We start from the raw sequence: 13,921 nt of genomic DNA on the forward strand, positions 1-13,921 counted from the left end.
CGGCAAAAAACTCAAAGCTTGAGAATATCTTTCACAAACGGAATGGTCAGCTTGCGCTGGGCGGTAATAGAGGCGCGATCGAGCTGATCGAGCGTGTCAAACAGCGTGCGCATTTCGCGATCCAGCCGCTTGAGCAGGAAGCGACCAACGTCCTCCGGCAGCTCAAACCCGCGCTGCTTTGCGCGCAGCTGTAACGCCTGAAGCTTATCTTCATCCGACAGCGGCTGAAGCTTGTAGATTTGTCCCCAGTCCAGACGGGACGCCAGGTCCGGCAGCCCCAGGTTCAGCTGGCGCGGCGGTCGATCGCCGGTGATCAGCAGCCGGGTTTTACCCGATTCCAGAATGCGGTTGTAAAGGTTAAAGATCGCCATTTCCCACGGCTCATCCCCCGCCACGCATTCGATATTATCGATGCAGACCAGTGAGAGATGTTCCATTCCCTCCAGCACCTCAGGCACGAACCAGGTACGTTTATCCAGCGGCACGTAGCCTACCGCATCACCGCGCGCTGAAAGCTCCGCGCAGGCAGCATGCAGAAGATGGCTGCGTCCCGCGCCTTCGCGTGACCAGATATAGATGTATCCGCTGTGATCCTGGCGCAGCACGTTTTGCAGTGCAGCCAGTAAAGAGGGGTTATCACCCGGCCAGAAACTTGCGAAAGTTTCGTCGTCAGGGAGATAGAGTGGCAGAGAGAGCTGTGCCGGTCCGTTCAGAAATACCTCAACCAGAGATCCTACGTAAAATCGGAATGGAGTTTAACACGGAACCTGCAAGGAGAGAACCGGGCGATCCCTCGCCCGTTAATACGATCAATGTGACGCTTTTTCGCTGTCGTCCGCGTCAAGAATTTCTTCTTCCGGGCGGATGACCGAGATCAGCTTGAAGATCAGGCTCAGGCCCACGCCGACGATAGTCGCCAGCGCCATGCCCTTCAGCTCCGCTGCGCCGATGTGCACCTTCGCGCCGCTCACGCCGATAATCAGGATCACCGAGGTCAGGATCAGGTTCTGCGCCTTGCTGTAATCCACCCTGGATTCAATCAGCACGCGAATACCGGAGGCACCGATCACGCCGTACAGCAGCAGAGAAACGCCGCCCATCACCGGTACCGGAATGATCTGAATCGCTGCCGCCAGCTTGCCGACGCAGGAGAGCAGGATGGCGATGATCGCCGCGCCGCCGATAACCCAGGTACTGTAGACGCGGGTAATCGCCATCACGCCGATGTTTTCACCGTAGGTGGTGTTTGGCGTGGAGCCAAAGAAACCGGAGATGATGGTGGAGAAACCGTTCGCAAACATGGAGCGGTGCAGACCCGGGTCGCGGATCAAATCGCGCTTAACGATATTCGCCGTCACCACCAGGTGGCCGACGTGCTCCGCAATCACCACCAGCGCCGCAGGCAGAATGGTGAAGATCGCAAACCATTCAAAGCGTGGCGTATAGAAGGTTGGCAGGGCGAACCAGTGCGCCTGAGCAATCGGGGTGGTGTCCACCACGCCCATCGCGAAGGAGAGCGCATAGCCCGCCAGCACGCCGATCAGGATCGGGATAATCGCCATGAAGCCGCGGAACAGCACGGAGCCAAATACCGTCACGCCCAGCGTTACCAGCGAGATGATAATGGTTTTGGAATCCGGTGACTGGCCGTCAGCAGGCAGCAGACCGGCCATATTCGCCGCCACGCCCGCCAGCTCCAGACCGATGACCGCAACGATTGCGCCCATCGCCGCAGGCGGGAACATCACGTCCAGCCAGCCGGTACCGGCTTTCTTCACAATGAAGGAGACCACGCAGAACAGGACGCCGCACATGATAAACCCGCCCAAAGCCACTTCATAACCCAAAGGCAGCAGCAGCAGAACCGGCGAGATAAAGGCGAAGCTCGACCCCAGATACGCCGGGATTTTGCCTTTACAGATAAAGAGGTACAGCAGCGTACCAATGCCGTTGAACAGCAGCACGGTGGCCGGGTTAATGTGGAACAGGATTGGCACCAGCACGGTTGCGCCAAACATGGCGAACAGGTGCTGCAAACTAAGCGGGATAGTCTGTAAAAGCGGCGGTCTTTCACTCACCCCGATAGCACGGCGCGTCATAGTGTTTTCCTCTGTGTAGTATTGTTGGTGTTTTATTCAAAAAAAAGCCGACTATCAAAGTCGGCTTATTTATCGTTATTCGATTATTTCGTACCAAAGATCTTATCGCCGGCATCGCCGAGCCCCGGGATGATGTACCCGTGCTCGTTCAGGCCCTGGTCGATAGAGGCGGTATACAGCTCAACGTCCGGGTGCGCTTTTTCCAGCGCCGCGATCCCTTCCGGGGCCGCGACCAGTACCAGCACCTTAATGCTGTTACAGCCCGCGTTTTTCAGCAGGTCGATGGTCGCGATCATAGAACCACCGGTTGCCAGCATTGGGTCAACCACCAGCGCCATACGCTCGTCGATGTTAGACACCAGCTTCTGGAAGTAAGGAACTGGCTCAAGGGTTTCTTCGTTACGATAGATGCCGACCACGCTAATGCGCGCGCTCGGTACGTGCTCCAGCACGCCTTCCATCATGCCGAGACCGGCACGCAGGATTGGCACCACGGTAATTTTCTTACCTTTGATCTGCTCAACCTGCACCGGGCCGTTCCAGCCTTCGATGGTGACTTTTTCCGTTTCCAGATCAGAGGTCGCTTCGTAGGTCAGCAGGCTGCCGACTTCAGATGCCAGTTCGCGAAAACGCTTCGTGCTGATGTCATGCTCACGCATCAGGCCCAACTTGTGTTTAACGAGTGGGTGTTTCACTTCCACAATCTTCATTCTCTTTCTCCTCTGAGGTGGCGTCCGCAAAAAAATCGCGGGATTATACCGCTTTTTTCGGATTAGGCCATACCCATGTTGCTTGACGTACATCAATCAAAAACAAAAAAGCCGGAGGTTGGGCTCCGGCTTGGGTGCGGGGTTCTGCCGGGTGGCGCTAACGCTTACCCGGCCTACACGTCCCGTAGGCCCGGTAAGCGCAGCGCCACCGGGCAATTATAGCTGCTCGCCGTTGCTCGCAATCACCTGCTTATACCAGTCGAACGACTTTTTCTTACTGCGGTTCAGCGTGCCGTTCCCTTCATTATCTTTATCGACAAAGATAAAGCCGTAGCGTTTTTTCATTTCGCCCGTTCCGGCAGACACCAGGTCGATACAGCCCCACGGGGTGTAGCCCATCAGATCCACGCCGTCTTCCACCACCGCTTTTTTCATCTCGCGAATGTGGGCGGCCAGGTAGTCAATACGGTACTGGTCGTTCACGGTGCCGTCGCTCTCCTGCACGTCGATCGCGCCAAAGCCGTTCTCAACGATGAACAGCGGCAGCTGGTAGTGATCCCAGAACCAGTTGAGGGAGTAGCGCAAACCCACCGGGTCAATCTGCCAGCCCCAGTCGGATTTCTGCACGTACGGGTTGGAGACCAGGCTCTTGCTTTCGTCGTAATCCAGCTGCGGGTTTTCCGCCGTCGCCTTGGTGGCGAAGGACATGTAGTAGCTGAAGCCGATGTAATCGACGCAGCCCTGCTTCAGCGCCGCTTTATCTTCTTCGGTAATATCCAGCGCGAAGCCGCGACGCTCGAAGTAGTTGAGCAGGTGCTGCGGGTACCTGCCGCGCACGTGCACGTCGGTGAACCAGTAGCGGCGGTGCATCGCGTTCATCGCCATCATCATATCGTCCGGCGCGCAGGTCAGCGGGTAGATAGGACACATGGCAATCATGCAGCCAATCTGCAGCGACGGGTTAATCTCGCGCCCCGCCTTCACCGCCAGGGCGCTGGCCACCAGCTCATAGTGTGCCGCCTGGAACATCACCGGCTCACGATCTTCACCCGGCGCGTACTTCAGCCCGGAGTTGGTGAACGGCGCAAAGTCTTCGTGGAAGTTGGCCTGGTTGTTGATCTCGTTAAAGGTCATCCAGTACTTCACTTTATGCTGATAGCGCTGGAACACCACTTTTGCAAAACGAACGAAGAAGTCGATCAGCTTACGGTTACGCCAGCCGCCGTATTCGGTGACCAGATGGAAAGGCATCTCGAAGTGAGAAAGCGTGATCACAGGTTCGATGCCGTACTTCAGGCACTCGTCGAACAGATCGTCATAGAATTTCAGGCCAGCCTCGTTAGGCTCAAGCTCGTCCCCTTTCGGGAAGATCCGCGTCCAGGCAATAGAGGTGCGGAAGCACTTGAATCCCATCTCGGCAAAGAGTTTGATGTCTTCTTTATAGCGGTGGTAGAAATCGATGGCTTCATGGTTAGGGTAATTTTTCCCGTCCAGCACGCCGTTGGTGATTTCACGCGGCACGCCGTGCGCGCCCGCGGTCATCACGTCGGCCACGCTCACGCCCTTGCCGCCTTCTTTCCAGCCGCCTTCCAGCTGATGCGCCGCAACGGCCCCGCCCCACAGAAAATCTGCTTTAAATCCTGACATTCGCTTTCCCTCATTCTGCGTTATTTTCTGCAAAAACAATTACAGAAACCGGTTTCAGTTCGATGATGTGCAAAGGGCATAGCTGTTGCAAGCAGTTCTCAGAAACCGGTTTCATTTTCGTGAACAGAGTCAAATTTGGCTGCATTACCGGGGTACACAGAAAAAAAGATCCCCACGCCCAGAATAGGCTCGCAAACGTTTGCCTGGACTGTTAGAATTGCGCCGATTTTTCTTACTAGCTATGCAATCGCGTGGGGATTTAAGCCGTGACCAACAAAACTTCTCTCAGCTACAAAGATGCCGGTGTTGATATTGACGCAGGTAATGCGCTGGTTGACCGAATCAAAGGTGTGGTGAAAAAAACCCGCCGCCCGGAAGTGATGGGTGGTCTGGGTGGCTTCGGCGCACTGTGCGCGCTGCCGCAAAAATATCGTGAACCTGTTCTGGTCTCGGGAACTGACGGTGTAGGCACCAAACTGCGCCTGGCGATGGATTTAAAGCGTCACGACACAATCGGTATCGATCTGGTCGCGATGTGCGTGAATGACCTGGTGGTTCAGGGCGCAGAGCCGCTGTTCTTCCTCGATTACTACGCGACCGGCAAACTGGACGTGGATACCGCAGCCAGCGTGATTAGCGGTATCGCCGAAGGCTGCCTGCAGTCCGGTTGTGCGCTGGTCGGTGGTGAAACCGCGGAAATGCCGGGCATGTATCACGGCGAAGATTATGACGTCGCGGGCTTCTGCGTCGGTGTAGTAGAAAAATCAGAAATTATCGACGGCAGCAAAGTGGCCGATGGCGATGTGCTGATCGCGCTGGCCTCCAGCGGCCCGCACTCCAATGGCTACTCCCTGGTGCGTAAAATTCTCGAAGTGAGCGGCTGTGACCCGCTGACGACCGAACTCGACGGTAAACCGCTGGCTGACCATCTGCTGGCGCCGACCCGCATCTACGTGAAAAACGTGCTTGAGCTTATCGAGAACGTCGACGTTCACGCTATCGCTCACCTGACCGGCGGCGGCTTCTGGGAAAACATCCCGCGCGTCCTGCCGGACAACACCCAGGCGGTGATCGACGAATCCTCATGGCAGTGGCCGGCCGTGTTTAACTGGCTGCAGACCGCAGGCAACGTGAGCTCTCACGAAATGTACCGCACCTTTAACTGCGGCGTGGGCATGGTTATCGCCCTGCCGGCAAGCGAAGCGGATAAAGCGGTTAAGCTGCTGACTGAAAAAGGTGAAAACGCGTGGAAAATCGGTACGATTAAAGCCTCCGATTCCGAACAGCGTGTGGTCATTGAATGAAAAACATCGTGGTGCTCATTTCCGGCAACGGAAGCAATTTGCAGGCCATCATAGACGCCTGCAAACAGAAGAAAATCAATGGCACCATTCGGGCAGTTTTCAGCAACAAGGCCGACGCGTTCGGCCTTGAGCGCGCGCGGGAAGCAAACATTCCTGCGCACGCGCTGGAAGCCAGCCAGTTCGCCGGGCGTGAAGCCTTTGACCGCGAGCTGGTGCAGGAGATTGATGCCTACGCGCCGGACGTGGTCGTGCTGGCGGGCTATATGCGTATTCTGAGCCCGGCCTTCGTCGAACACTTCGCCGGACGTCTGCTGAATATTCACCCTTCCCTGCTGCCGAAATATCCCGGCCTGCACACCCATCGTCAGGTTCTGGAAAACGGCGATGAGGAGCACGGCACCTCCGTGCATTTCGTTACCGACGAGCTGGACGGCGGTCCGGTGATCCTGCAGGCCAAAGTCCCGGTCTTTGACGGCGACAGCGAAGAAGACGTGACCGAACGCGTGCAGACCCAGGAACACGCCATTTACCCGCTGGTGGTCAGCTGGTTTGTCGACGGGCGTCTCGAGATGCGCGACGGTGCAGCCTGGCTGGACGGCGTGAAGTTACCCCCGCAGGGTCATGCGGCGGAAGAGTAGTTTTTTTATGTCGGGTGGCGCTGCTGCGCTTACCCGACCTGTACATTGCATTACCCGATATCCCCTTCTCCAACCTTCTAAAATCCCCAACAAAAAAAATAACTGTCATACTTTTCTGGCACTGTTGGACATATCGTGGAAATGCTCGCCATAATAAGGACGAGACGGATTTACCACGTCCTGTGATTGAACTGGAGTGTGAGCTGTAATGGGTCAGGAAAAGTTATATATCGAGAAAGAGCTAAGCTGGTTAGCATTCAACGAACGTGTACTCCAGGAAGCGGCTGACAAAAGTAACCCGCTGATCGAGCGCATGCGTTTTTTGGGTATTTATTCCAACAACCTGGATGAGTTCTACAAGGTTCGCTTTGCCGAGCTGAAAAGACGCATCATCATCAGCGAAGAACAGGGCTTAAACTCGCACTCGCGGCATCTGCTGGGCAAAATCCAGTCCCGCGTGCTGAAAGCCGATCAGGAATTTGACGGCCTGTATAACGAACTGCTGCTGGAGATGGCGCGCAATCAAATCTTCCTGATTAACGAACGCCAGCTTTCCGTTAACCAACAAAACTGGCTGCGCCACTACTTCAAACACTATCTGCGCCAGCACATTACCCCGATTCTGATCAACCGCGAAACCGATCTGGTTCAGTTCCTGAAGGATGACTACACCTACCTGGCGGTGGAAATTATTCGCGGTGAATCCATCCGTTACGCGCTGCTGGAGATCCCGTCCGACAAGGTGCCACGCTTTGTGAACCTGCCGCCGGAAACCCCGCGCAGACGCAAGCCAATGATCCTGCTGGACAACATCCTGCGCTACTGCCTGGACGACATCTTTAAAGGCTTCTTCGATTACGATGCGTTAAACGCCTACTCGATGAAGATGACCCGTGACGCCGAATATGACCTGGTGCACGAGATGGAAGCCAGCCTGATGGAGCTGATGTCCTCCAGCCTGAAACAGCGCCTGACGGCCGAGCCGGTGCGCTTTGTTTATCAGCGCGATATGCCGGACGCCATGGTAGAGATGCTGCGCGATAAACTGACCATTTCGCGCTATGACTCCATCGTGCCGGGTGGTCGTTACCACAACTTCAAAGACTTTATTGGCTTCCCGAACGTCGGCAAAGCCAATCTGGTGAACAAGCCGCTGCCGCGCCTGCGCCATCTGTGGTTCGATAAATTCCGCAACGGATTCGACGCCATCCGCGAACGCGATGTGCTGCTCTACTATCCATACCACACGTTCGAGCACGTGCTGGAACTGCTGCGCCAAGCTTCGTTCGACCCGAGCGTGCTGGCGATCAAAATCAACATCTACCGCGTGGCAAAAGATTCCCGCATCATCGACGCGATGATCCACGCCGCGCACAACGCCAAAAAAGTCACCGTGGTGGTTGAGCTGCAGGCGCGCTTCGACGAAGAGGCGAATATTCACTGGGCGCGCCGTCTGACGGAAGCGGGTGTGCACGTCATCTTCTCCGCGCCGGGGCTGAAAATTCACGCCAAGCTGTTCCTGATCTCCCGTAAAGAGGGCGACGACGTGGTGCGTTATGCCCACATCGGTACCGGGAACTTTAACGAGAAAACGGCGCGCATTTATACCGACTACTCGCTGCTGACCGCCGACGCCCGCATCACGAACGAAGTGCGCCGGGTCTTTAACTTTATCGAAAACCCGTACCGTCCGGTGAGCTTCGACTATCTGCTGGTCTCGCCGCAGAACTCGCGCCGCCTGCTGTACGATATGATCGATAAAGAGATCGCCAATGCCCAGAAAGGGCTGTCGTCAGGCATCACGCTGAAGCTTAATAACCTGGTCGACAAAGGGCTGGTGGACAGGCTGTACGCGGCGTCCAGCTCTGGCGTGCCGGTTAATCTGCTGATCCGCGGCATGTGCTCGCTGATCCCGGAACTGGAAGGCATCAGCGACAATATTCGCGTGATCAGCATTGTTGACCGTTACCTGGAACACGATCGGATCTATATTTTTGATAATGCGGGTGATAAACAGGTCTATCTCTCATCGGCAGACTGGATGACGCGCAATATTGACTACCGAATTGAAGTCGCGGCACCGCTGCTGGATCCGCGTCTGAAGCAGCAGATCCTCGACATCATCGAGATTCTGTTCAGCGATACCGTGAAAGCACGCTATATCGACAAAGAACTCAGTAACCGCTATGTACCGCGCGGCAACCGCCGCAAAGTGCGGTCGCAACTGGCGATTTACGACTATATCAAATCACTCGAGCAACCCGATTAACCTATGCCGATAAATGATAAGACCCCACGCCCGCAGGAATTCGCCGCGGTCGATCTTGGCTCTAACAGTTTCCACATGGTCATCGCCCGTGAGGTGGATGGCGCGCTGCAGATCATCGGTCGTCTGAAGCAGCGCGTGCACCTGGCGGATGGCCTGGATGAACGCAGCATGCTCAGCGAAGAGGCAATGGAGCGCGGGTTAAACTGCCTGTCGCTGTTTGCTGAACGCCTGCAGGGCTTCTCGCCCTCCAGCGTGTGCATCGTGGGCACCCACACCCTGCGCCAGGCGCTGAACGCCCCGGAGTTCCTCAAGCGGGCCGAAAAGGTGATCCCCTACCCGATTGAGATCATCTCCGGCAACGAGGAAGCGCGTCTGATTTTCATGGGCGTTGAGCACACCCAGCCGGAAAAAGGGCGCAAGCTGGTTATTGATATCGGCGGCGGCTCAACGGAGCTGGTGATCGGTGAAGACTTTGAGCCGCGTCTGGTGGAAAGCCGCCGTATGGGCTGCGTCAGCTTCGCGCAGATGTATTTCCCGGGGGGCACCATCACCCGCGAGAATTTCCAGCGTGCGCGTATGGCGGCTGTTCAGAAGCTGGAAAACCTGGCGTGGCAGTACCGTATCCAGGGCTGGAACGTGGCGCTGGGCGCATCCGGCTCGATTAAAGCCGCGCATGAAGTGCTGCTGGCGATGGGTGAAAAAGACGGGATTATTACCCCTGAACGCCTGGCTCTGCTCACCGAAGAGGTGCTGAAGCATAAAAGCTTCGACGCCCTGAGCCTGCCGGGCCTGTCCGAAGAGCGGAAATCAGTCTTCGTACCGGGTCTTGCTATCCTGTGCGGCGTATTTGATGCGCTGGCGATTAAGGAGCTGCGTCTCTCCGACGGCGCGCTGCGTGAAGGCGTGCTGTATGAGATGGAAGGCCGCTTCCGCCATCAGGATATTCGCAGCCGCACCGCGCAAAGCCTCGCCAACCAGTACAACATCGACCGTGAACAGGCGAAGCGCGTGCTGGAAACCACGGTGCAGATGTACGAACAGTGGGAAGAACAGAATCCGAAGCTTGCGCACCCGCAGCTCGCCGCGCTGTTAAAATGGGCCGCGATGCTGCACGAGGTGGGGCTGAACATCAACCACAGCGGAATGCATCGCCACTCGGCCTACATTCTGCAAAACAGCGATCTGCCCGGCTTCAACCAGGAGCAGCAAACCATGATGGCGACCCTGGTGCGTTATCACCGCAAAGCCATCAAGCTCGACGACCTGCCGCGCTTCACGCTGTTCAAGAAGAAGCAGTTCCTGCCGCTTATTCAGCTGCTGCGTCTGGGCGTGCTGCTCAATAACCAGCGCCAGGCTACCACTACGCCGCCTACGCTGAAGCTGAAAACCGACGATCATCACTGGACGCTGAGCTTCCCGCACGACTGGTTCAGCCAGAACGCGCTGGTCCTGCTGGACCTGGAAAAAGAGCAGCAGTACTGGGAAGCAGTCACCGGCTGGCTGCTCAAAATCGAAGAAGAGAGCGCCGACGTCGCCGCATAACGACTCAGGCGTCCGCGGTGGACGCCTCAGCTTCCAGCAGTGACTCAAGCGGTTCCGGCCTGCCAATCAGATAGCCCTGCACATAATCGATGCCTAGCGCGTGAACCGCGCTACGTATCTCTTCCGTCTCGACGTACTCAGCCACAACCAGCATCTTCTTCATGCGCGCCAGATGGCAGATAGACGCCACGATCTGATAATCCAGGCTGTTGTTGACGATATTGCGGATAAAGCTGCCGTCAATCTTGAGAATATCGGCATCCACGCTTTTCAGCCGCGCATAGCTCGCATACCCGGTACCAAAATCATCAATTGCAATGCGTACCCCCATTTTCTGCAGCTGCTGGAGAATATGTAGCGCCTGCTCACCGCTGCCGAAGGTGCTGCACTCCGTCACCTCAAAAATCAGCTGCCACGGCTCAATGGCGTATTTCGCCAGCAGGCGGCTGACCTCAAGCGGGAACTGCACCCGACACACGGTCGACGGGGCAAGATTAATGGCAAAGCGCTGGCCGGGCAGCCGTTCGCGATGCGCGGCAAGGAAGCGCAGAGTGTGCTCCAGCACCCACAAATCCACCCGCGAGGAGAGGCCAAACTCCTGCGCGACGGGCAGGAATTGGTCGGGGGAAATCAATAGCCCGTTGACATCCGGCATCCGCAGCAGGACTTCGTGATAGCGATCGCCACGCAGGCCGCGAACGGGTTGAACCAGCAGGGTGAATTCGTCGTTATCGAGCGCCTTTTGCAGGCGGCTCATCATCGCAACTTTATCCTTCAGGCTGCGCTGCAAATGGACGGCCCCACGCTGCTGAAGATTTTCCGGATGGTTGGAGGAGAGCGACAGATCGGCAACCACACCCAGTTCACCCAGCACCAGATAAAGATGGTTTACCGGGGACCGGACATAGCAATAGCTCACGCCCACCTGCGGCTGCAGCGGCATGCCGTCCCAGACAAAGCGGAACTGTTTAATGTGCTCGTCCAGGGCCTCAATCCGCTGCTGGTGCGATTCCGCGTTGAGCCTGACCGCCAGGTCATACCCGGTCAGGTGATAGACCTGCTCATTGGGCTGGAGCGTGCCATTCACCCACTGCGCCAGCTGCTGTTTGTACTGAATGCGCAGCAGCACGCCGTAATTTCGGCCCAGAATTTCCAGTTCCGGAATGCGCAGCAGGCACAGCGCCGACCACGGGCTTTTCGCCAGTTCGCGCGACAGCGCCCGCAGGTTAGGCATATGGACGACCGGGTCGAGTAGCGCCAGCCTGCGGGAGCGCTTGTTCACCGCGCGCTGTCGGGTCGCCAGCATCGACATATAAATCACCACAAACGAGAAGACCAGGTAACTGGAAGAGGTGATCGCCAGCTGAATGTCATACCCTTGGTTCACCGGGATATAGCGGTAAAAATAGTGAATAGACACCAGCAGCACCGGTATCCAGATCAGCGACACCAGCTTATAGCCAAAGCGCATCGCGCCCCAGAGCATCACCGGCATCAGCAGCGACAGGGTGTAGTTAGTGGTGAAAATGGAGCTGTTTTCATTCATCGGGAGCAGCAGCAGCGAAAGCAGCCCGCCAAGCGCGATAGCCCACACCAGAAACTCAACGATCGTCACCTTTTTGTCTATCTGGGAACGGATCTGCGAGATAAGACTTTTGAGATAGCGCGGATGACGAATCAGGCGGATCAGCAGATAGCTCAGCGGCACGCCCGTCAGCCCGCTGACCAGCAGCGTCTGATAGTTGATGAGCGTGCGAATATTAAGAGGGTTTAATCCCGCCAGGCTCTGCCGGCTCTCATACACGCCCAGATAGACCGCGAACTGAAACAGCACCAGAAACAGCGTCGCGGGACAGAAGGCCTGCCAGAAGATGCGCTGCGCCATCAGACGGACGTCGCCGTAAGCCGTCATGTTCCGTCTGGGTGCAAACACCCGGTAGCCGCCCCAGCTGAGCACTAAAGGGACGATAAAATGGAGCACGCCGGCGACCGTTTCGAACATGCCGACCGAGGGGTAATAGCGGATAAACAGCGACAATACGATCCCGGGCAGCGCTTCCAGCCCAAAGAACATCATCAGCGAAAGCAAAAATGAGAGGGGTAAATAATAGAGTGCCACAATACCATCGCCCAGCTGCGTGAAGGTATTCGCAATGCTCAGCGCGGGAAGTAAAACCACAGGCAAAATAAGCGGCAATGCCCACCAGCGGTTTTCATTTTTTTTCAGGAAAGCGAGAATGTTCATAGATGCCCGGTTAAACCCCTTTCGCTCCAGAGGGAAAATAAAGACAGGCATCCAACCTGACGTACGCGCCGCCCGGCGGCGTGCGGGGCGAACAGTGTGGAGGAAGGATTTTAAATATCAGGGCCGGGAACCCGTTGACTTAAATCAAACTAATTTACGCAAATATCTTTTTTGCGGTGTTTTTTGAAATCATTTTCTTCATATTATCAATATGGTAAATGCATTAATTAATTTCAATAACATTAATTAATGTAAACATTGACGGTTATTTACACGCTACAGAATTGACCCCATCTTCCCGCTGTGCCTTAATGTCCTTATCGCCCAAAAGGGCTTACCCAGGATAAACAGAGTGAGTCAGGTCACGCGTATGCGCAAACGACATCAATTTAACACCCGAATGACCCGCATCATACTGCTCATCAGCTTCCTGTTTTTCTTTGGCCGCTTCGTTTACTCTTCGATTGGCGCCTGGTATCACCATCAGGACAAAACCCAGTCGCAGCAGTCCAGCCTGACCGTCGATACCGCTGACCGCTAGGCCGACGGATGGTTTTGCACTATCCGAATAATGCCTGTTATCCCTTTGCTGAGGATTCTATCCTGCCGCATCACCACCGCCAGCTGCCGCTGCAGCATGGGCGTAAGCGACATCACGCATAGTCCTTCGCGATCGGCATCCCGTTCGACCGCCATTCGCGGCACGATGCTGTAGCCCAGCCCCGCGCGAACCATGCGTTTGATCGCCTCGATGCTGCCAAGCTGCATCACCGGCGCGATCGCTAATCCGCTGGCCGCAAACCAGCCATCGATCAGCGCCCGGGTACCGCTGCCTGATTCAAAGGCAATCAGCGGCTGAGCGTGCAGCGCCTCCGGGGTGAACGCCACGAAAGCCTCCTGCTGCTCCCGCGACGCGATAAAGACAAACTCTTCGTCCATCACCGGCATGACCTCCAGCGCTCTGCCGCTCACCGGCAGCGTCACCAGCCCCATATCGAGACGGTTCTCTTCAATGGCCCTGACGATGTCGAGGGTGTTGCCCGTCGTGACTCCCACGCTCAGGAGCGGATAGTCCTGGCGCAGCTTCTCCAGCAGCGGTGGCAGAAGATGGATGCACGCTGTTGCCCCCGTGCCAAGCGTAATGGTGCCGCTCACATCGTGGCTGAAGGCGCTCACGGACCGGATGGCGTCACCCACCGCCTGCTGAATACGCTCCCCGTGCACCAGTAAAGCCTGCCCGGCAGCCGTCGCCTTAATCCCCCGCCCGGTCCGCTCCACCAGCCGCGTGTGCAGAAACTGCTCCAGCTGGCGTATTTGCAGGCTGACGGCGGGCTGGGAAATGCCCAGCACATCCGCCGCCGCTGAAAAGCTGCCGCGTTGGATCACCAGACGGAACGTGGCGAGATGGCCCAGATTAAGCGTCGTCATTCAAAGTTTCTCTTATACCGCGCATAAGGTTGCGGCCCT

11 protein-coding genes are annotated in these 13,921 nt (G+C 56.5%); 5 read left to right on the top strand and 6 right to left on the bottom strand.

The genetic code is table 11. From position 1 onward, the window contains the following. Positions 1-11: 11 nt before the first annotated feature. The 4 genes from N037_RS22310 to N037_RS22325 all read right to left on the bottom strand — a co-directional run bounded on the left by N037_RS22310 (position 12) and on the right by N037_RS22325 (position 4,456). Positions 12-713 carry a DnaA inactivator Hda gene (locus N037_RS22310; RefSeq protein ID WP_211438414.1) on the bottom strand — a complete coding sequence of 234 codons (702 nt, stop codon included), beginning with the start codon at positions 711-713 and terminating at the stop codon, positions 12-14. A gap of 96 nt (positions 714-809) precedes the next feature. Further along, positions 810-2,099 (bottom strand): uracil permease, encoded by a 1,290-nt coding sequence (gene uraA, locus N037_RS22315; RefSeq protein ID WP_032643589.1) that lies wholly within the window; start codon positions 2,097-2,099, stop codon positions 810-812. An 83-nt stretch (positions 2,100-2,182) separates the two neighbouring features. Further along, positions 2,183-2,809, bottom strand: coding sequence for a uracil phosphoribosyltransferase (gene upp, locus N037_RS22320; protein ID WP_023308769.1), 627 nt, complete (start codon positions 2,807-2,809; stop codon positions 2,183-2,185). 216 nt (positions 2,810-3,025) lie between these two features. Further along, on the bottom strand, positions 3,026-4,456 hold the full coding sequence (locus tag N037_RS22325; RefSeq protein ID WP_032643591.1) for a 6-phospho-beta-glucosidase: 1,431 nt from the start codon (positions 4,454-4,456) through the stop codon (positions 3,026-3,028). Between the two features lie 266 nt (positions 4,457-4,722). On the opposite strand from N037_RS22325, the gene purM reads away from it, so the two are divergent. The 4 genes from purM to ppx all read left to right on the top strand — a co-directional run bounded on the left by purM (position 4,723) and on the right by ppx (position 10,209). Further along, the gene (gene purM / locus N037_RS22330) at positions 4,723-5,760 is read left to right on the top strand and encodes a phosphoribosylformylglycinamidine cyclo-ligase (protein WP_032643593.1); all 1,038 of its coding nucleotides are present in this window, start codon (positions 4,723-4,725) and stop codon (positions 5,758-5,760) included. After that, positions 5,757-6,398 (top strand): phosphoribosylglycinamide formyltransferase, encoded by a 642-nt coding sequence (gene purN / locus N037_RS22335; protein ID WP_024907555.1) that lies wholly within the window; start codon positions 5,757-5,759, stop codon positions 6,396-6,398. The genes purM and purN overlap by 4 nt, the downstream gene beginning before the upstream one ends. 208 nt (positions 6,399-6,606) lie before the next feature. Next, on the top strand, positions 6,607-8,667 hold the full coding sequence (gene ppk1, locus N037_RS22340) for a polyphosphate kinase 1 (protein ID WP_032643595.1): 2,061 nt from the start codon (positions 6,607-6,609) through the stop codon (positions 8,665-8,667). 3 nt (positions 8,668-8,670) lie between these two features. Further along, a complete protein-coding gene (gene ppx / locus N037_RS22345; protein ID WP_023333000.1) occupies positions 8,671-10,209 on the top strand; it encodes an exopolyphosphatase in 1,539 nt (512 codons plus the stop codon). Positions 10,210-10,213: 4 nt separating this feature from the next. Here the strand turns inward: ppx and N037_RS22350 are convergent, their stop codons facing one another. Further along, on the bottom strand, positions 10,214-12,454 hold the full coding sequence (locus tag N037_RS22350) for an EAL domain-containing protein (RefSeq protein WP_023333001.1): 2,241 nt from the start codon (positions 12,452-12,454) through the stop codon (positions 10,214-10,216). A 370-nt stretch (positions 12,455-12,824) separates the two neighbouring features. Here N037_RS22350 and N037_RS22355 point away from each other — a divergent pair, with 370 nt between their 5' ends. Beyond that, positions 12,825-12,995 (top strand): YfgG family protein, encoded by a 171-nt coding sequence (locus tag N037_RS22355; RefSeq protein WP_023333002.1) that lies wholly within the window; start codon positions 12,825-12,827, stop codon positions 12,993-12,995. On the opposite strand, the gene N037_RS22360 is transcribed toward N037_RS22355, so the two are convergent. Continuing rightward, positions 12,992-13,882, bottom strand: coding sequence for a LysR family transcriptional regulator (locus N037_RS22360; protein ID WP_032643597.1), 891 nt, complete (start codon positions 13,880-13,882; stop codon positions 12,992-12,994). The genes N037_RS22355 and N037_RS22360 overlap by 4 nt on opposite strands. Between the last annotated feature and the right edge of the window lie 39 nt (positions 13,883-13,921).

The sequence above is a fragment of the Enterobacter sp. EGD-HP1 genome, assembly GCF_000733275.2.
In the GTDB taxonomy this organism is placed as follows: Bacteria; Pseudomonadota; Gammaproteobacteria; order Enterobacterales; family Enterobacteriaceae; genus Enterobacter.